This is a genomic window from Pseudomonas sp. HMWF032 (assembly GCF_003060885.1).
In the GTDB taxonomy this organism is placed as follows: Bacteria; Pseudomonadota; Gammaproteobacteria; order Pseudomonadales; family Pseudomonadaceae; genus Aquipseudomonas.
Map to the genome: position 1 here is coordinate 39583 of NZ_QAIG01000002.1, position 18207 is coordinate 57789.

Here is an 18207-nt window from a genome sequence, read left to right on the forward strand (position 1 = left end):
CTCGTCTGGCAACTCTGATCGAGGCTCTCACCGAAGGAGAAGGGTGCTTGTTGCAGAGCCTCTAATCTTCAGTGCCCGGTGATGTGTTATCAGCCGGGCAAGGGCGAAATTTTCTTTACATGCTCAAGCCAGACTGGATCCAGCCGCGGCTGGTCGGTGTCCATCTCCAGGCTTTCCATGCGTTCAAGGTGTCGGTTGATCTCCGCAACGGCCTCGCTGAGGCCGCTGGAATTGCCATCCAGCTGATGCATTTGGGTCAGACCCTGGTGGTAAAAGCGCAGCAGGCACATGGCTTGCGGATCATGGGCAGTGACCCCGGCTTTGACGTGATGCATGACGTTGGTAATGCGCATCAGGCTGCGTTTGAGCTGCCAGCCGTAGGCCGCGGCAGCCATCCACGGCTGTGACCACATGAAGCGACGCACCACGGCAGCGGTCAGCAGCAGGGCGAGCACCACGCCAGCAAGATTCCAGCGAAAGTTGTCGCCGTCAGGCTGCCCGAACAGCGTGACCGTCAGTGTGGACAGCAGCAGGGCCGTGGCGACGAAACTCAACGCGATGATCACTGTGCTGCGGCGTGTCTGTTGGCGGTAGTGTTCAGGATTGAAGGGCTGGATTTCGAACATCGTGGCCACGGGGCTCTCTCTGCGATGAATTAGGTTGTGCGCGCTCAGCGAGGGAAAGGTATCTTGCCCATCCATTCGCACTATGGGTTAAGGAAAAAACGGGTTTATGAGGCGTAGTGTGTTTCAAGCTGTAATCGCCTGTGCGGCGTTGCTGGGTTCCAGTCAGGCGTTGGCCAAGGTCGAGGTGCAGGCTGGGCAGCACAAGACTTTGGGGCGGATTCTGGTAGCCAAGGTCTCGGAGGATATTGTGCCGGGCGATTATGAGGCCTTGCTCAAGGGCATCAAGGCCAATCCGGGTAAGTTTGCCCGGAAAGTCGTCATGCTCGACAGCATTGGTGGCAGTGTCAGTGAGGCCATGCGCATGGGCCGGTTGTTGCGGGAAACCGGCTTTGACAGCCTGGTTCCGTCCACGGGCATGTGTCAGGGCAGTTGTGTCTACCTGCTGGCAGCGGGGCGAAATAAGACCGTGCGTGGCCATGTTGGCATCCACCGACCCTATTACTCGGGCAGCGACTCGGTGCACTCGGCCTCCGGCAATCTCAGTCGGGCCAGCCAGGTGGCCTATTTCAGGGACATGCAGGTGTCGCTGGAACTCCTTGATGCAATCAACCGCACAGAGCCGCCGCGCATGCGCGTGCTGAGTCCCAGCGAGCTGGCGCGCTATCGCCTGAAATGAAGCTGTTTCAGGTACTGCGGTGACGTTCGAAAAAGCTCATGACCTGCTTGCTGGCGTCAGCCTGAGGCATGTCATAGCGCTGTTGCACCAGGTTCGTCAGTTTCTCGGCATCGCCGCCGGACTTGAGCAACTCATCCAGGGTCAGTTCATCCCAGACAATCAGCGCCAGGCCGGCGAGTGTGCGCCAGTTCTTCTGGATGATTTCGGTCAGTGGCCTGCTCATTCGGAACACTCCTGAGATTGCCCGCGGGCGCGGGTAAAGGCCTTTGGACTGAGCCGCAGCCTGACAGCCGCAGGGTATGACGTCGGTGCGCTAGAGCGCTTATGCGCGCTGGCGAACTGAACCCAGGTGGCTGGCCAGCTAATCTTTGCCCCACGTCGTTGGGCGATCACTGCAAGGATGTACCGCTATGTCGATGATCGAGTCGGTGCTGCTGACGGCTGTACGAGTTTGCACCTTTAGCGGCCAACAACGGTTGGCGAATGCCAGCGGTTTCTACTTCGCCCATGAGCAGCGTCTGTTTCTCGTCACCAGCCGCCACGTAATGATTGATGAGCCGAGCCAGCATTTTCCGGATCGGCTCGAGATCGAAGTGCATACCGACTTGCATAATGCGGCGCAGACCACAGGGTTCTCCATGCCGCTGTACCGCGATGGTCAGCGTCTCTGGCGTCAAGGCTGCGACGGCGCCGGAGAGGTGGATGTGGCGGTGCTGGAAATCGACCGGGCAGCCCTGCCTGCGAGCATGGTTTACCACGCCTTCACTCCCGCGCACCTGCAGCCGCCTCAGGCGCGGGTCGAAGTGGGCAGCGCGTTACTGGTGGTGGGATTTCCACTGGGGTTTCACGACACTCTGCACCATCTTGCGGTGGTACGCCATGCGGTGGTGGCGTCTTCCTTCGGCCTGCGCTTCCAGGGGCAGGGCTACTTCCTCACGGATGCTCGGACGCACCGGGGCAGCAGCGGTGCGCCTGTGGTGATGCGCATGCCCGGGAGCGGGCTGGATGCTTTGCCGTGGATGCTGTTGGGCGTACATTCGGCGCGCTTTGACCTAGGCTCGCGGGACCACGAGCGGGATGAGGCTCTGGGACTGAACTGTACGTGGTACGCCGATATTCTGCTGTCACTTACTGTCTAGCAGCGCTCGCTCACTGTGAAGGCTGTGGTGTGCGGTCGTTTGCCATGTTGATGTCCTTGACCAGCCCGGCAGTGGCCTTGATCACTTCGCGGGCCAGAGTGGTTTCCTGCGCACTGTGGGTTTGTGCCAGTAGCACTACGTCGCCATGGCCGACGGTTTTATCCAGTCGTTTAGTAAGCTTGCCGTGCTGCAAGCCGGTACTCGCCGAAGCGCCGATTACGCTGCCGAGCGCACCCCCCATGAAAGCACCCATACCCATCAGGGCAAAGGGTGCCAGTAGCGCACTGGTATATAACAGGCGCGCCTCGCTGACGATCAGAGCCACCGCGATCAGCGCACCAATACCGATCCCGATGGCCATACCAATGGCGATGTCGATCAGCCTATCGCGCCACTGCCTGTTGCGGCTGGTTTGCGCTACCTGTTCAGGTTGGGCCTGAATGCCGCTGCTGAAAATTTGCAGCTGTTCGCTATGCATACCGCGTTGAATCAGCTGTGCCAGTGCCTGTTCGGCGTTGCTGCGCTGGCTGAAGAAGCCCGATATATGGTGATGGTAGAGGTCCATTTTGCTGCTCCCGAGTGGGTACTGTCATGACAGCCGAAGCGCTCAGCCTAGTGGAGCCGTGTTGGGCTGTCTGTGCGCCGGCGTACTCAGGCCGCCGCAGAGTGGTTCGTTATGGGTTTGGCTATGCGCGCCAGCGAACCGACAGCTTCAAGCAGCCCTGTGATGCTCCACGCATTGAGCTGCACCCTGAGCCAGGGCACAGCGGTATGAGTGGGAGACCGACATGGGGTCATTACTACGACAGTGTTCACGCTCGTCCATGACGTTGTTGCTGTTGCAGCAACTGCAAGGTCGATGGCGACAGTTGTGCGGCGCAATCCAGATGAACTGGGCACGCTTGGGTGGTGACCAGACTTTGCACAATACAGGCCATCGGCTGCGTTTGGCGGGGCTGTTGCAGGCTCGTTATGCGTTCTCTCGAATTGATGCCGAAGCCCAGGTTGCTGGTTTATTCACGTGTCATGGCTATGGCTGTTCGCCAACGCCTGGCAGAACCGTTGAGGCGACCTGCCGCCCCAGGCAACAGGCTGAACGATCATCATGAAAGCGAACTACCGCCTGTTGTTGCTGCTGTTTGCCATGAGCTATGCCGGCCTGGCCTTGGTCAGCTTGAAGATGGCCATGAACCTGGCACAGGACAGCGCAGCACGCTGTGTCAGCGCTTCTTACCCCATTGCCTTCCCAAGCTGCCTGTCGCGCTGATCGGGCGTTGTAGCTTGCCCATCCGGGTGCGTGTGCGGCTCGAGCCGTGACGTGTCCAATTCACCGTTGTTACTGAGGACACCCTTATGAACAGGACTTCATCCACCGTTGCAGGTTTGGCATTACTGCGTATGAGCGGGCTGTGTGCCGTATTGCTGCTTAGCGCTTGCGCTTCGCCGCCTTTACCACCAGGCCAGGCGTTGCAAGCCGCCCAGTCGGCAATCAGCAATGCTGAGCAGGCACGGGTTGCGGACTACGCCTCACCGGAGTTGGGTATCGCCCGCGAGAAACTCGCAGCCGCAAATTCAGCGGTGCAGCGTGAGGAGATGCTGTTGGCTGAACGTTTGGCTGATCAGTCGCGGGTCGAGGCCGAGTTGGCACTGGCCAGGTCACAGGCGACCAAGGCCAAGGTGGTCAATGACGAAATGCAGAAAAGTACCAACAGCCTGAAACAGGAAATGCAACGCAATACGGGAGCAGCACAATGAACACTATTCGGAATCCTTCAGCCCTGCTAGCCGCTGCAATCAGTCTGCTACTGGCGGGATGCGCTGCACCGCCGAGCATGCCGCAAGGCGCCGCAGATGCTCGCCGTAACCTCGCCCGGTTACAGGCCGACCCGCAGTTGAATACCCGTGCTCCTGTTGCCCTCAAGGCGGCTGAGGCTGCGGTGATCGTCGCTGAACAACCGCGCAAGGATCGTGCGGATGAGCAGGCGCTGGGCCAACACTTGGTGGTGATAGCCGACCGCAAGGTGGAAATTGCCAGAGCCCTGGCGCAAACCCGTTTCTATGAGGACCAGCGCAGAACCCTCAGTGAGCAGCGAGAAGGTGCTCGCCTGGATTCACGTACCCGCGAGGCTGATCAGGCGTTGCAGCACAGCAGTGAGTTGCAGCAACAGCTTGATGAACTGAATGCCAAACAAACCGAGCGGGGTCTGGTTATGACCCTGGGCGATTTGCTGTTTGCCACCGGGCGTTCCGAGTTGCGTGCCGGTACGGCTAATAACTTGCACAAACTGGCGATTTTCCTCGATCAACATCCTGATCGTAGTGTGTTGATCGAAGGGCATACCGATAACGTAGGCAGTGAAGAAGCCAATCTGAGCCTGTCACAGCGACGTGCCGATTCGGTGCAGCAGTACCTCATCAGTCAGCGCGTCGCATCCAGTCGTCTGGGCGCTTCCGGCAAGGGAGAAAGCATGCCGGTGGCCGGTAACGAATCAGCCTCTGGGCGGCAGATGAATCGACGGGTTGAGATCATCATCAGCGATGGCATGACGTCGTTGCGTTAGCTTCATCATTGGTGCTGCACGTGGCCCGACCAACTGTCCGGGCGCTCCAGGTCGTTTCTTGTCAGGCTTCTGCGCGCTGCATCAGGGTGCGTTGGCGCCATTCCATGAATGTTTTTAGCAGCAGGGTCAGCAGTGCCATACACGCCAGCAAAGCCGCCGCCGTAAAGGCGGCAGCAGGCTTGTAGTCGTTGTTCAGTTGATCGACCAGCAAGGGCAGGGTGAGGGTTTGGTTGAGGATGGTGCCGGACACCACCGATACCGCACCAAACTCGCCAACTGCGCGGGCATTGGTCACCACCACGCCATACAGCAATGCCCATTTGATTTTGGGCAGGGTGATATGCCGGAAGATCTGCCAGCCATTGGCGCCCAGGCACAGGGCGGCCGTTTCCTCATCCTGGCCCTGGGCCTGCATCACCGGAATCAGGATGCGCGCCACATAGGGTGCGGTGACGAAGACGGTGACCATGACGATGCCCGGCCAGGCAAACATCAGCTGTACGCCGTTGTCGTAGAACCAGCGTCCCAGCGCATGCTCCAGGCCATACACCACCAGGTAGCACAAGCCTGCAACCACCGGTGAGACGGCGTAGGGAATGTCGAGTACGGTGGTCAGCAGTTTGCGGCCACGAAAATCGTAATGGGTCACGCACCAGGCCAGCATGATGCCGAAGCACAGGTTGATCGGCACGGTCAGCGCCGCCACCAGCAGGGTCAGGCCGATGGCATGCAGCATGTAATCTTCGTTGAGGTTGTCCCACAGCAGTTCCAGTCCGCCGGAGAACGCCATGATGAAAATCAGCGCCAGCGGTATCAGCAGAATCAGGGTGACTAGGCTCAGGCCCAGGCCGATCAGCAGCCATTGATGCCAGTGTTGTGGTTTTCTCATTTGCCTTGCCGTTGCCATTTGAACAGGCGGCCTTGCAGCACTTGCAGACTGAACAGCAGCACCAGTGAGGCCAGCAGAATGACCGAGGCAATCGCCGCAGCCGCGTTGTGGTTGAACTCCTGCAACCGCACAAAAATCATCAGCGAGGAGACTTCGGTTTTAAACGGGATATTGCCGGCAATCATGATCACCGCGCCAAACTCGCCGAGGCTGCGGATAAAGGATTGCGACGCCCCGGTGACCAGCGCCGGGGTCAGGGTTGGCAGCACCACATAGAAAAATGTCTGCAAGCGGCTGGCGCCCAGGGTACTGGCTGCTTCCTCATAGTCACGGCCGAGGTCTTGCAACACTGGCTGTACGGTGCGCACCACGAAGGGCAGGCTGGTGAAGACCATGGCAATCAGAATGCCGGGGTAGGCGTAGGCCACCTTGATGCCCAGTGGTGCCAGCCATTGGCCCAGCCAGCCACCGGGGACCAGCAAGGTGGCCAGGGTCAGCCCGGCAACGGATGTGGGCAGGGCAAAGGGTAGGTCGACCAGCGCATCCACCAGACGCCTGCCGGGGAAGTCGTAGCGGGTGATGATCCAGGCCAGCAACAGGCCGATCAGCAGCGCAGCAATGGTCGAATAAAAGGCACCACTCAAGGTCACCTTGTAACTCTGCACTACACGCGGGTCGCTAATCGCCCGCCAGTACTGCGCCCAACTCATGTCGCTGACATACAGCAGCAACGCCGATAGCGGGAACAGGATAACCAGCGAGATATAAAAGGTGCTGAAACCAAAGCTCAGGCCAAAACCTGGCAGCAGCGGATTCTGCAGGAAAAAGCGGGGAGTAGTAGGCACGCAGAAATCTCTAAATGCACAAACCGCCGTAGGGACGGCGGCTTGTGTGATGACGTAAAGCTGGAGTGACTCAGCGCCCCTCAGCCAACAGCTGGTCAAGAATACCATCAGCATCGAAATGCTTGGCAGTGATCTCATCCCAGGTGCCGAGCACTTCAGTTGGGTTGATCAGGCGGATTTGCGCAAACTGATCCTTAGTCGCTGCGGCCACCTCTGGGTGGTGCACGCGGTAGTTAAAGGTGGTCAGCAGTTGCTGAATGTCTTTGCTGTACTGGAAGTCCAGGTAGGCCTTGGACACATCGCGGGTGCCTTTTTCATCGACCACTTTATCCACCAGCGCGACCGGGAACTCAGCCAATACGCTGACCGGCGGCACGACAATTTCAAATTCGCCGGATTTGAATTCTTCACCATTGGCGATGTTCACCACTTCCGATTCAAAGGTCAGCAGCACATCACCCTGGCCATTCTGGGCGAAAGCGACGGTGGCAGCGCGACCGCCGGTTGGGAAGTTCTCGACGTTGCGCAGGATCTTGCCGATGAATTCCTTGATCTTGGCCTCATCACCGCCGAACGCTTCATTGGCGTGCAGCCAGGCACCTAGGTAGCTGTAGCGTGCGTTGCCGGAGGTTTTCGGGTTCGGGAACACCAGTTTCACATCGGCACGGGCCAAGTCGTCCCAGTTCTTGATGTTTTTCGGGTTGCCTTTACGCACCAAAAAGGCGGTGGTGCTGTAGTAGGGCGAGCTGTTGTTGGGGAACTGCTTGGCCCAGTCTTCGCGCACCAAACTGCGTTTGGCCAGGATGTCCACGTCGGTGACTTGGTTGAAGGTGACAATATCCACCTTCTTGCCCTGGATGATGTCCTGCGCCTGGCGCGAGGAGCCGGCGAACGATTGATCGATCACCAATTCTTTGCCGGTCTGGGCTTTCCAGTGGGCAACGAATTTGGGGTTGATCTCGGCAAACAGCTCACGGGCGATGTCGTAGGAGGCATTCAAAATCGGCTTGTCCTGAGCCAGTGCCGCGACGCTGCCTAGCAGGCTTGAGGTGATGGCGCTGGCCAGCAAAAGTTTCTTTAGCATGATGCAGACTTTCCTCGTCATTGAGCCCGTCTTACAGGCGTTTGCTTGAATGCCTGACCTTCATTGGCCAGGTTGCTGAGCGCGATAGTGCACAACTTTATTATTCTTAAAAAGTAATTTTTAACGATACTTATATTCGATTTTCGTCTTATAGAAGCTGTGTGCTCAGACGGCTGCAGGCTTTGGTTCGAGTGGTGGCCATCCGCTGGCGGCATCTGGTCGATGGACTGTTAACGCCGAACTTGCTGTGCCGGGTAGGCGAGCATGTTGTGCATCCAGAGATGAACTATTACCAAGTGCTGCCCGAGAGCAGCCTCGCCAGAGTTTGATACAAATGTTTGTGGATCGGTTAGATGCTGAATTGGGCAAAGATCTTGGCATGGGTTGATCGATCCTCCGATTGTCGTTTGAGCCGTGGCGTGTGATGTATGGCTGTGGATGTGTGCCCAGGGCGGCTCGTGTTTTCTCATTGTGTGTTTACAGCATGTAGTGCTAGCTTTGTAGCTAACAGACATTTAGGTCGGGGTTTCAATGAGTGCACTGATTCGTCCTGTCACCGACGCTGATGCGGTGCTTGCCAAGGCGCTGCTTAATACCCGTGAACAATTAGGGCTGACCCAGCAGGAGTTGGCAGACATCGTGGGCGTGCATCGGACGGCCATCTCGCGTTGGGCCGATGGGGGGCTGCGTGTGCATAGCAAAACGGGAGAGCTGGCGCTCCTGCTGATCCGTGTTTACCGCTCACTGTTTGCCTTGTTTGGCGGAAACCTGGCAGATATGCAGCATTTTCTACGTACCGATAACCGCCACCTGGATGCGCCGCCACTGTCGCTGATGCTGCAGGTGCAGGGGTTGGTGCGGGTGGTGGAGTATCTCGATGCGATTCGTGGCAAGGGCTAGAGGCAATTTATGAGTTGCTGCGCGCCGGCCCGGCAGCGTTAGCAACAGCTCCAAAGTCGTTTGCCGATCATGCGCTTCAGTGCGACCCGTAGGACGAGCGAAGCGAGTAATGCCCATGAACAAAAGTACACACCGCTTGATTCGCAGTCCTCGTCCTGCGGGCCAGCCGTGGACTGTTACTCCGTAACGCTTCGATTTGCGCCTGTTTTTGCCTCGCTGGGCTCTCGCTCGTGAGGCCCTAAACAGCCGCTGAAAACTACCCTGCAGAATAAAAGTCAAGGACAGCGCCACCATGGATATCTGGCAACACTGCCAAGGCTCGGCTCAGATCAAGCCACTGCGTGGGCGCCTGGTACGCCTAGTCGAGAGTCAGGCCCAGGTCGCGACCCTGCAGCTGGTCGATACCCTGGCCGAGCAGGCTCTGCTAGAAGAGTTGCTGGAAACCAGCAAGCCGCCACTGCCGCAAAGTGCCGAGCCGCTGCATTACCTGCTGAAAACGCCGTTTCGTTATCCTCCGTTGCGTTGGGGGTCGCGCTTTGGATCGGTACATGAGCCGAGCTTGTTCTACGGTGCGCTGCGCATCGATACGGCCATGGCTGAGGCGGCCTATTACCGCTTTCTGCTCTGGGAGGGCATGAGCGTTGCACCGCCCAGCGGGCGCATTCTGTCTGAGCATTGCACCTTCGAGGCGCGCTATCAGGTGGCGCGCGGTATTCAGTTGCAGCATCCGCCTTTTGTGGAATATCAGGCTGAACTCTGCCACGTCAGCGCTTACCAACCTTGTCAGGCACTGGGGGCTGCAATGCGCGTGGCAGGGGTTGAAGCGTTTGAATACCGTTCAGCGCGCTGCCCGCAGAAGGGCAGCAACGTTGCGCTATTCGTCCCTAGCGCGTTGGCAGAAAAGCGACCACGCAACCTGCTGAGCTGGTTATGTGAAACCACGGCTGATTATGTGGCCTTCAAGAGTGCTCAGGTTCCTGACACGCCTAGAGTTTTTCGTCTGGCTACCTATCAGGTGGATGGTCAGCTGCCGCGCCCGGCTTAGGCAGAGCGGCTTTTTCAGAGCGTTTTGCCCTGAAAAAGGGCAATGCGGCGGCGTGACGCAGCAACTTGTGCACAATTGCGATGCGCCTTGTCAAGCAAGATGCAGTGCTTGACGTAAATCCTTGATTTTTTTTGTTGATTCTATAAGTCAATGAAAAATATAGGTTTTTTACGTTGGTGAAAAAACCACCAGTTTAACTCTGAGGCCCACACCATCGGCGATGAAGACGCTTGCTCCCATGTTATCCACGAAGTTATCCACAGCTTCTGTGGATTAACCCGAGCGCTTGCTCTAGACCGCAGGTTGGCGTTTTTTGCAAGGCTTTACCTTGGCGGAAAAAGGAGTAGAGTTGCGCGCCTTCCCGGCCACCGCTGCTTCTTATGCCTCGCGCAATCACTCGTCTGCCTGCTTTACCCGTCACTGTTCCACGCCTGCCAACCCGTGTTGCGCTCTGGCTACTGGACAGCCCCCGTCTCGGCCATGCCCCCTGCGTTAAACGTTTTGCCGGTCGACTACTCAAGCAACCTGCTTTGCAGGGTGTCGTGCAGGCGCAGGTCCGTCTTGGGCAGATGCTGTGCCGCGATTGCGGCAATCCGCGTGATCGGCGCATGGGCTTCGAGCTGCTGCGTCAGGCTGCTCGTGCTGGGGATGTGAGTGCTCAGCTGGAACTTGGTCAGCTCTATAGCCAGCCACGTACCCTGGAGCCGCAACAGGCTCGGCATTGGCTGGAGCTGGCTGCTGGGCAAGGCTCGCTAGAGGCGCAGCACCTGCTCAAGCAGCTCTGATAGAAAGGTTCAGTGGCGGAAAATACTGGTTATACTGCCAGTACTTCTCTGCGGAGCTGCTCAATGCCCATCGATTTGTCCACCGCGCTGGCGCCGGCGCTGCTCGGTTTTGCCGTCGCCGCATTGCCTCTTCTTTACCTGGCCTGGTCACTGCAACGCCGTCTGAACGTCCAGCAGCTGGATTTCAGCCTGCTGCAGGAGCGTCTGAACCATGCCCTGCTGGCCCAGACCGGATTAGCGGCGCAGCTGGAAGGCAGCCGCGAGGAAATCGCCGAAATCAACGAGATCAAGGCCGACCAGCAGGCCGAACTGGCCGCGTTGCGCCGTGAGGCCGACCTGCTGCTACAGGAGCGGCAGATTGCTCGCGAAACGGCCCAGACCTGGAGCCATCAGCGCGAACAACAGGAAGCTGAAATCCGACGCCTAGATGCACTGCGGGCCGCGCTCAGTGCTGAACTCAAGGAACAGCAGGGCAGCCATCAACAGCGTTTGAGCGACCTGCAAGGCTCGCGTGATGAGCTGCGTGCGCAGTTCGCCGAGCTGGCCGGAAAAATTTTCGATGAGCGCGAGCAGCGCTTTGCTGAAACCAGCCAGCAACAGCTCGGCCAGTTGCTTGACCCGCTTAAGGAGCGCATTCAATCCTTCGAAAAACGCGTGGAAGAAAGCTATCAGCAGGAAGCCCGTGAGCGCTTTTCCCTGGGTAAGGAGCTAGAGCGTTTGCAGCAGCTCAACCAGCGCCTGGGCGATGAAGCCACCAACCTGACCCGCGCCCTCAAGGGCCAGAAGACTCAGGGCAACTGGGGTGAGTTGGTACTGGAGCGGGTGCTGGAACACGCCGGCCTGGAGAAGGGCCGCGAGTACCAGACCCAGGTCAGCCTGAAGAGCGCCGATGGCGAGCGCTTTCAGCCCGATGTGCTGATCCAGCTACCCGGCGACAAGCAAGTGGTGGTGGACGCCAAAGTCAGTCTCACCGCTTACCAGCAGTTTATTGCCGCCGAAGACGAGGCCAGCCGCCAGCTAGCGCTCAAGCAGCATGTGCTGTCGCTGCGCAGCCATTTGAAGGGCTTGTCGCTCAAGGACTACCAACGCCTGGAAGGTCTGCACAGCCTGGACTTCGTGTTGCTGTTTGTGCCGATCGAAGCGGCCTTCGCCTCGGCGTTGCAGGCCGATCCTGGGCTGTTTCAGGAGGCCTTCGATCAGCATATCGTCATTGTCAGCCCGACCACGCTGCTGGCCACCTTGCGGGTGATCGACAGCCTGTGGCGGCAGGAGCGGCAAAGCCAGAACGCCCGCGAGATTGCCGAGCGCGCTGGCGCGCTTTATGACAAGTTCGTGGCGTTTATCCAGGATCTGGATGAAATGGGCGCACGCCTGCAACAACTGGACAAGGCTTATGCCGGGGCGCGCAACAAGCTCTGCGAGGGGCGCGGCAATATCATCAGTCGGGTGGAAAACCTCAAGCTGCTCGGTGCCCGTGCGAGCAAAAGCCTGCCTGTCGAACTGCTCGAACAGGCGGCCGGGGTTAGGGTGCTGGACGAAATAAGTGAATAGGCGCGGTAGGCCCGCGGCTAGGGTTTATGCCCCCAGTAGTGTCTGTTCCGCTGCCGCACGTTGTGCTGCCGGGGAGTTGGCCAGGTAGTCCAGCGCCACGCTGATATCACCTTCACTACGCGGGTGATAACGGGGGTTGAAGTAGCGCAGTACGGAGCGGCCAATGCTGCCCATACGCGGTAGCAAGCCGCGTTTACCCAGTTGATACCAGAGGTAGAGGAAGCCGGGACGGTATCGGGTCACCGGATCCTGGCGCATCAGGGTCTTCATTCCTGTGCTGAACAGAAAGATCAGCACGGGCGTTGCAATCAGCATATACAACCAGCGCATTACCACGCTGCCACCGATATGCACGTGCAGATCATGGGCCACGCTGCGGTGTTCGACTTCCTCGGCACCGTGCCAGCGCAGCAGGTCAAGCATCACCGGGTCGGCATGGTCGAGGCTGCGGGTGGTGATGATCCAGTCACCCAGCACGCAGGTGAAATGTTCAATCGCAGCGATGATGCCGACCCGCTGACGCAGCCACCAGGGCTGCATAAAGCGGCTGATGGCGTTATTGCCCAGGGGGAAATCACACAGCGCGTGGTCGAACAGCCAGTGGAGCGGTCCAGTAAAGGGTGTTGGGTCAATGCCATGACGCAGCAGGTAAGGCGTCAGTGCGCTGTCGTGGGCGCGGGCATGCTGCGCTTCCTGCTTGACGAAGCCCTGGACGTCCTCACGCAGTTGCGGGTCGGTGACCAGGAGCAGAGCCTTGTTATACACCCGGCAGAACCAGAACTCGCCCGCCGGCAGGATCAGGTGCAGGCTGTTCATGATGTGCGAGGCTTCTGGCTCATTAGGGACCCAGTGCAGCGGGGTGTTGGCAAAGTCGAAGCGCACTTTACGCGGCTGCAGGCTGTGGTGTTGGCTCATGGATTGGCTCCTTGCTTAGCTGGTCAGGTTCAGGCGGGCGAGGGCGCGCGACAGCCAGGGGGCGAAGCGCCATTGGGCAATACTCAGGTGCGCTTCTGCGCCCACGGCGACTACGGCCTGATTGCGCGCGATGCCGCGCAACAGGCGACTGGCCACGGTTTCCGCGCTGAGGTTGCGTTTGCTGTAAAGGCGTTGGGTCTTGACCTGTTGTTGGGCTTCGGCTTCGGCGCTCAGGCCGTTGAAGCGGGTGGCCTGGATGATGGCGGTGTTGACCAGGCCCGGGCACAGCGCCGTAACGCCAATACCATGGCTGGCCATTTCCGCACGCAGGCATTCGCTGAGCATCAGCACGGCGGCCTTGCTGGTGGCGTAGGCCGGGTAATTGCGCGACGGCACAAAGGCAGCGGCCGAGGCGGTGTTGACGATGTGCCCGCGTTTGCCAGTCTTGATCATCTGCTGGGCAAACAACCGGCTGCCATCGATCACGCTCCACAGGTTGATGCGCAGCAGGCGTTCCCAGTCAGCATTGCTGGTATCAAGCATGCTGCCGGCCATGCCGATGCCAGCGTTATTGATAACAATGTCGGGGCTGCCGAACTCGTTCTCCACCCAGTTGGCGAACGCCGCCATCGCGCTGCTGTCGCCCACATCCAGCGGGTAGACAAAGGCTTCACTGCCCAGGCTTCTCGCCTGTTCGGCGCTGGCTTCGGCTGCTGCCAGGTTGATGTCGGCAGCCAGCACGTTGGCGCCCTGTTTGGCGAACTCCAGCAAGGTGGCACGGCCGATGCCGGAGCCGGCTCCCGTGACGATTACCAACTTGCCGCTGTAGTCCCCGGCATTGGTTCTGACTTGCGCCTGCTGCAGCGCGCGGCTGCTGCCGTCGCCGTGCAGGTGCTGGATAAATTCACGCAGCCACAGGGCCAGCTGCTGGGGTTCAGCCAGTAGCTGCCAGTGCCCGGCGCGCACTTCGCGACGCCATAACTTGGGCGCCCAGTGTTGCAACCGGTCGAACAGTTGCGGGCGCACAAAGCGGTCTTCGGTCGGCACGATCAACTGCACCGGTACATCGGTATGGCGCAGGCGAGGGGTGAACAGGCTGCGGATAAAGTTGGCGCGGTACAGTTTGACCCCGTGCACACCGTCCGAGCGCTGGCTGCTGCTGACTGCGACATTGCGCAGGCCTTCGACGTTGCGCAGCAACTGTGGCCAGGCGCGGTCCAGGCCCAGGCGCCAGGTCAGCTCGGGCAGCAAGGGCGTGTGAAAGAGTGCGATGTACCAGGAGCTGACCAGTTGGCCGAGCACCTGCATCAATGCGCGCGGGCGTTTCTGCTTGAGCTTGTCACGCATCCAGTGGCCGACATGGTCCAGGCAGGGCCCAGAGATACTGGTGTAAGAGGCCAACAAGGGTTGAATGCGTGGTTCGGTCACCGCTTCCCAGGCCTGGATCGACCCCCAATCGTGGGCCACCAGATGCACCGGCTGTGCAGGGCTCAGGGTCTTGATCACCGCTTCGAGATCGTTGGCCAGCTTTGTCAGGTGATAGTCCAGGCGCTTGCGTGGAATATCCGAAGCGCCAAAGCCGCGTACGTCATAGGCAATGATCTGGTAGTCGGCGGCCATTTCACGCACCAGGGGCAGCCAGACTTCGTGATTATCCGGGTAGCCATGCACGAGCAGCAGTGTCGGGCCATCTGTTTTGCCCCAACGGTAAGCGGCCAGTTCGACCCCATCGCCCTGGATGCGCAGGTGTTCGCCCTGCAGTGCCTCATTTGGCAACACGGCAGGCGCGTTCATGCGCGCACCTGACGCGGGGCAGTAAGTTGGAACGTGCGGGTGAGGCGCGTGAGATTAAGGGGCATGGGGCGTCTCCAGAGGTTGTGACTGTTACATCAATTGATGTCATGGTTATTGTTGGACGCTCTGCAGGCCTCTGCCTAGCCATCGGGCAAGCTCAATCCAGCCCCTGTTACGGTGTTACTGATGAGGCTGCAAGCCTTGTGCAGTGGGGCTTTACCCGGAATCACTGGGGTTACTCGCGACTACAGGCTGGGTAAGTCCAGCCCTTGGTTGGGGCGGTTGTTGGCCGGTTGGCAGGGCGGCTATGATCGCCGCCATGCAAACAGCCTCTGCTTTTCTCCAGCGTTTATTAGGCAGCGCCGCCCCTGTGGTGGAAGCGGTGTCTGTCGAATATCGGGTCGATGATCTGGCCCAGGCTGCACAGACCAGCGTGCGCAATGTGCGTGCCTATCAGGATCAGGGGCTATTGCCGCCGCCTGAGCGGCGTGGCCGTCTGGGGATCTACAACGGTGAGCACCTGGCGCGGCTGAAACTGATCGGTCAGCTGCTGGAGCGTGGCTACAGCATCGCCAGTATTCGCGAACTGTTCGAAGCCTGGACGCAGGGTCGCGACCTGGCCCATGTGCTGGGACTGGAGCAAGCGATCCAGGGGCCTGGCCAGCCGGAGCAGGCTGAGCAGCTGTCCTTTGCGCAGCTGCAGGCATTGTTCGGTGAGGCACTGGATGATCAGGTGATCGAGCGGGCACTGGCGCTGGGCCTGCTGGAGTTTGCCGGCGACCATTTGCGTGTTCCCAGTCCCAAGCTGTTTGCCGCCGGGCTTGAGCTGTACCGTGCCGGTATTCCTTTGCCGGCGCTGCTTGATGAACTGGCAGCCATTCGCGGGCATGTGCAGCAGGTGGCCTCGGGCATTGTCACGATGATTACCCAACAGCTGGTTAATCCGCTGTTGCACAGTGATCTACCGCATGCCGCTGACCTTGAGCGGCTCAGTGTGCAGTTGCTGCAACTGCGCCCATTGGTGGAACAGGTCGTCGTAGCCGAACTGGCGCGTAGCCTGCCCGAGGCGGCCAATCGTGAGTTGAGCGAACGGGTGCATAAACTGCTGGAAGGTTTTTTGCGCGCCGATCATTCAAAACAGCAGTAAGGCCGCCGCGCCAGCCAGCAGACCGGCAGCCATCACCGGCAGAGTCATCAGTGCCAGCTTGCGGCCGCCGATCAACGCCACCAAGAAGCCTTTGACCAGGCTGTTGCTGAGCGCGGCTAGAAAGATTCCCTGTACTGCGACCTGCGTATTCAGTTCGCCCTTGGCGCTGCGCGCAAGTGACAGGGTAATGGCATCTACATCGGCCAGGCCCGAGAGCAACGCCACCAGGTAGACACCGACATCGCCCAGCCAATGTTGTGCGCCTTCGACCATCAATAGAATGACCGCTAGCAACGCGGCAAAACGCAGCGCCGGCTCAAGTTCGAAGGGGTTTTTCAGCGGTGGTTCGGCCTGTTCTTCACTCTCTGTGCCGGCGCGGCGGAAGTAAAGTAGTGCGCCACCGGCATACACCAGGGTGGCGATGCCCAGCGGCCAGGCTAGGTGTGGTAACAGGCTGGCGTTGACCAGGCCAACTTCGAGCAGCACGCGTGGAAACATCAGCGCCGAGGTGGCCAGCAGGCCGCAGGCCAGAATCGCCTGCAGGCTACGCCCAGGAGCCAGGCGCGCCAGGGTCACGGTCATTGCGGTGGACGACACCACACCACCGAGCAGTGCCGTGATCAACAGGCCTTGACGCATACCGACCAGGCGAATTGCCACATAGGCGGCGAAACCGATGCTGGCGATCAGCACCACCATCCACCAGATGGCGTAGGGGTTGAAGGCCTGCCAAGGGCCGTAGCCCTGATTGGGCAGTGCCGGCAGCAGCACCAGGGAAATAAACAGCAGCTTCAGTGCGCCCGATAGTTCTGCCTCGCTGAGCTGCTGCAGGGCACCATGCAGCGACTGCTTGAGGCTCAACAGCAGCGCCACGGCGACTGCGCCGGCCGCCGCCAGCCCGGCATAACCGGCCATGGCCAAACTGCCGAGCAGAAAGGTGATCAGCAGTGCCACTTCGCTGGTCAGACCCAAATCGCCCAGACGCTGTAGTTCGCCAAAGTAGGAGGCCACCACCAGCAAGGCAAAGCCGCAGAAGATCACCGCCCAGGCGATTACGCCGAAGTGCTCGCCTAGCAGCATGGCAAAGGCACCCAGCAAGCTGCTCAGGGCGAAGGTGCGAATGCCCGCTACCAGCTGACTGTCATCGGTATGGCGGCCTTGCCAGCCGCGCTCGGCGCCGATCAACAGGCCGGCGGCCAGGGCGCTGGCAAAGTTCAGTAAGGTGTCTAGGGCTTCTGGCATGGGGCTGTCCTGGGTGAGGAGTGCTGGCAGTTTAGCCAGCGAGCACCTGGCTGTATTGTGTCAAGTCAGGCTATGCGGTTATCGCTGCGCAAGATTGTTCAAGACGGCGCTGCCGTGATACGCCAGGCTGTGTCGTACACAGGAGGGCACATGAGCCGTATGCAGCAGTTTCTCTATGGGGTTCGCGACAGCGTTGCGATGATCGTCGGCATTCTGCCGTTCGGCCTGATTTATGGCGCGTTGGCCAGCCTGGCTGGGCTCAGTCTGTGGCAGGCACTGGGCATGTCGATGCTGGTGTATGCCGGCTCGGCGCAGTTTATTGCCATCAGTTTGTTGACACTGGGCAGTGGCACGCTGGTGATCCTGCTCACCACCCTGGTGGTCAACCTGCGCCATGTGCTCTACAGCGCGGCGCTGCAACCCTATGTGGGCGGGCTGTCGCAGCGTTGGCGGTTACCACTGGCCTTTGGCCTGACTGATGAAACCTTTGCTGTGGTGCAGCGCCGCTACCTGGTGCGCGGCCTGGCCGATCATGGCCAGTGGTATCACGCCGGCGTTGCGTTGGCGTTGTACCTGTCCTGGGTGTCGAGCTCGCTGGTCGGTGCGCTGTTTGGCCAGAGTGTGCCGAATCTGGCGGGTTGGGGTCTGGACTTCGCCATGCTGGCGACCTTTATCGGCATCGTCGTGCCGGCGCTGCGCAATCAACCGCAGGTTGCTGCCGCCCTGGTGGCCGGCGCGGTGGCGCTGCTCTGCCATGCCTGGCCTTACAAGCTGGGGTTGATGGCCGCGGCGCTCAGTGGCATCGCGATCGGCGTTTGGCTGGAGCGTCGCAATATGCCGGTCGTGACTGGAGAGGAGGGGTGATGGAAATCTGGCTGCTGATTCTCGGCATGGCGCTGATCACTTTTGCGATTCGCTACAGTCTGTTTGCCTTTCCCAATCTGCGTTTCCCGCCGCTGGTGCGCCAGGGTCTGCATTACGTGCCAACGGCGGTGCTGAGTGCGATTG

At 59.7% G+C, this 18207-nt stretch carries 21 protein-coding genes; 12 read left to right on the plus strand and 9 right to left on the minus strand.

All coding sequences use genetic code 11. From position 1 onward, the window contains the following. Positions 1-89 precede the first annotated feature (89 nt). Positions 90-626: a DUF3087 family protein gene (locus DBR00_RS00875; protein WP_108487479.1), complete on the minus strand. Its 537-nt coding sequence runs from the start codon at positions 624-626 to the stop codon at positions 90-92. Positions 627-732: 106 nt separating this feature from the next. Between DBR00_RS00875 and DBR00_RS00880 the strand changes: the two genes are divergently transcribed. After that, on the plus strand, positions 733-1302 hold the full coding sequence (locus DBR00_RS00880; protein ID WP_108487450.1) for a hypothetical protein: 570 nt from the start codon (positions 733-735) through the stop codon (positions 1300-1302). 7 nt (positions 1303-1309) lie between these two features. On the opposite strand, the gene DBR00_RS00885 is transcribed toward DBR00_RS00880, so the two are convergent. Beyond that, on the minus strand, positions 1310-1525 hold the full coding sequence (locus DBR00_RS00885) for a general stress protein CsbD (protein WP_108487451.1): 216 nt from the start codon (positions 1523-1525) through the stop codon (positions 1310-1312). Between the two features lie 187 nt (positions 1526-1712). Here DBR00_RS00885 and DBR00_RS00890 point away from each other — a divergent pair, with 187 nt between their 5' ends. Next, positions 1713-2441, plus strand: coding sequence for a serine protease (locus tag DBR00_RS00890; RefSeq protein ID WP_256582897.1), 729 nt, complete (start codon positions 1713-1715; stop codon positions 2439-2441). Positions 2442-2451: 10 nt separating this feature from the next. On the opposite strand, the gene DBR00_RS00895 is transcribed toward DBR00_RS00890, so the two are convergent. Next, positions 2452-3006 carry a hypothetical protein gene (locus tag DBR00_RS00895; RefSeq protein ID WP_108487452.1) on the minus strand — a complete coding sequence of 185 codons (555 nt, stop codon included), beginning with the start codon at positions 3004-3006 and terminating at the stop codon, positions 2452-2454. 540 nt (positions 3007-3546) lie between these two features. Here DBR00_RS00895 and DBR00_RS20610 point away from each other — a divergent pair. The 3 genes from DBR00_RS20610 to DBR00_RS00905 all read left to right on the plus strand — a co-directional run bounded on the left by DBR00_RS20610 (position 3547) and on the right by DBR00_RS00905 (position 5002). Further along, positions 3547-3708 carry a hypothetical protein gene (locus DBR00_RS20610; RefSeq protein WP_158271536.1) on the plus strand — a complete coding sequence of 54 codons (162 nt, stop codon included), beginning with the start codon at positions 3547-3549 and terminating at the stop codon, positions 3706-3708. Positions 3709-3794: 86 nt separating this feature from the next. Continuing rightward, entirely contained in the window at positions 3795-4196 is a 402-nt protein-coding gene (locus DBR00_RS00900; RefSeq protein WP_108487453.1) for a DUF4398 domain-containing protein, read from the plus strand. Further along, a complete protein-coding gene (locus DBR00_RS00905; RefSeq protein WP_108487454.1) occupies positions 4193-5002 on the plus strand; it encodes an OmpA family protein in 810 nt (269 codons plus the stop codon). Before DBR00_RS00900 ends, DBR00_RS00905 begins: the two co-directional genes overlap by 4 nt. Positions 5003-5063: 61 nt before the next feature. Here DBR00_RS00905 and cysW read toward each other — a convergent pair whose 3' ends face one another. From cysW to cysP, 3 genes are all read right to left on the minus strand, one after another. After that, a complete protein-coding gene (gene cysW / locus DBR00_RS00910; RefSeq protein ID WP_108487455.1) occupies positions 5064-5891 on the minus strand; it encodes a sulfate ABC transporter permease subunit CysW in 828 nt (275 codons plus the stop codon). After that, on the minus strand, positions 5888-6736 hold the full coding sequence (gene cysT, locus DBR00_RS00915; RefSeq protein ID WP_256582898.1) for a sulfate ABC transporter permease subunit CysT: 849 nt from the start codon (positions 6734-6736) through the stop codon (positions 5888-5890). The genes cysW and cysT overlap by 4 nt, the downstream gene beginning before the upstream one ends. Positions 6737-6806: 70 nt before the next feature. Further along, complete coding sequence (cysP, locus tag DBR00_RS00920; protein WP_108487456.1) at positions 6807-7820, minus strand: thiosulfate ABC transporter substrate-binding protein CysP; 1014 nt, start codon at positions 7818-7820, stop codon at positions 6807-6809. Between the two features lie 531 nt (positions 7821-8351). On the opposite strand from cysP, the gene DBR00_RS00925 reads away from it, so the two are divergent. The 4 genes from DBR00_RS00925 to rmuC all read left to right on the plus strand — a co-directional run bounded on the left by DBR00_RS00925 (position 8352) and on the right by rmuC (position 12101). Next, the gene (locus DBR00_RS00925; protein ID WP_108487457.1) at positions 8352-8720 is read left to right on the plus strand and encodes an antitoxin Xre/MbcA/ParS toxin-binding domain-containing protein; all 369 of its coding nucleotides are present in this window, start codon (positions 8352-8354) and stop codon (positions 8718-8720) included. Between the two features lie 292 nt (positions 8721-9012). Beyond that, positions 9013-9765 (plus strand): RES family NAD+ phosphorylase, encoded by a 753-nt coding sequence (locus tag DBR00_RS00930; protein WP_108487458.1) that lies wholly within the window; start codon positions 9013-9015, stop codon positions 9763-9765. A gap of 380 nt (positions 9766-10145) precedes the next feature. Beyond that, positions 10146-10550 carry a tetratricopeptide repeat protein gene (locus tag DBR00_RS00935; protein WP_108487459.1) on the plus strand — a complete coding sequence of 135 codons (405 nt, stop codon included), beginning with the start codon at positions 10146-10148 and terminating at the stop codon, positions 10548-10550. A gap of 189 nt (positions 10551-10739) precedes the next feature. Continuing rightward, positions 10740-12101, plus strand: coding sequence for a DNA recombination protein RmuC (gene rmuC / locus DBR00_RS00940; protein ID WP_177479869.1), 1362 nt, complete (start codon positions 10740-10742; stop codon positions 12099-12101). A gap of 24 nt (positions 12102-12125) precedes the next feature. Here the strand turns inward: rmuC and DBR00_RS00945 are convergent, their stop codons facing one another. Both DBR00_RS00945 and DBR00_RS00950 read right to left on the minus strand, forming a co-directional pair. After that, on the minus strand, positions 12126-13016 hold the full coding sequence (locus tag DBR00_RS00945; protein ID WP_108487461.1) for a metal-dependent hydrolase: 891 nt from the start codon (positions 13014-13016) through the stop codon (positions 12126-12128). A gap of 15 nt (positions 13017-13031) precedes the next feature. Continuing rightward, a complete protein-coding gene (locus tag DBR00_RS00950; protein ID WP_108487462.1) occupies positions 13032-14810 on the minus strand; it encodes an SDR family oxidoreductase in 1779 nt (592 codons plus the stop codon). A gap of 319 nt (positions 14811-15129) precedes the next feature. On the opposite strand from DBR00_RS00950, the gene DBR00_RS00955 reads away from it, so the two are divergent. Then, on the plus strand, positions 15130-15957 hold the full coding sequence (locus DBR00_RS00955) for a MerR family transcriptional regulator (protein WP_108487482.1): 828 nt from the start codon (positions 15130-15132) through the stop codon (positions 15955-15957). Here the strand turns inward: DBR00_RS00955 and DBR00_RS00960 are convergent. Then, positions 15943-17199 carry an MgtC/SapB family protein gene (locus DBR00_RS00960; RefSeq protein WP_108487463.1) on the minus strand — a complete coding sequence of 419 codons (1257 nt, stop codon included), beginning with the start codon at positions 17197-17199 and terminating at the stop codon, positions 15943-15945. The two genes, DBR00_RS00955 and DBR00_RS00960, sit on opposite strands and share 15 nt — an antisense overlap. Before the next feature lie 150 nt (positions 17200-17349). Here DBR00_RS00960 and DBR00_RS00965 point away from each other — a divergent pair, with 150 nt between their 5' ends. Further along, a complete protein-coding gene (locus tag DBR00_RS00965) occupies positions 17350-18063 on the plus strand; it encodes an AzlC family ABC transporter permease (RefSeq protein ID WP_108487464.1) in 714 nt (237 codons plus the stop codon). Further along, positions 18063-18207 (plus strand): AzlD domain-containing protein (locus DBR00_RS00970; RefSeq protein WP_146180655.1); only part of this gene is annotated, 145 nt, incomplete at its 3' end. The genes DBR00_RS00965 and DBR00_RS00970, both read left to right, overlap by 1 nt.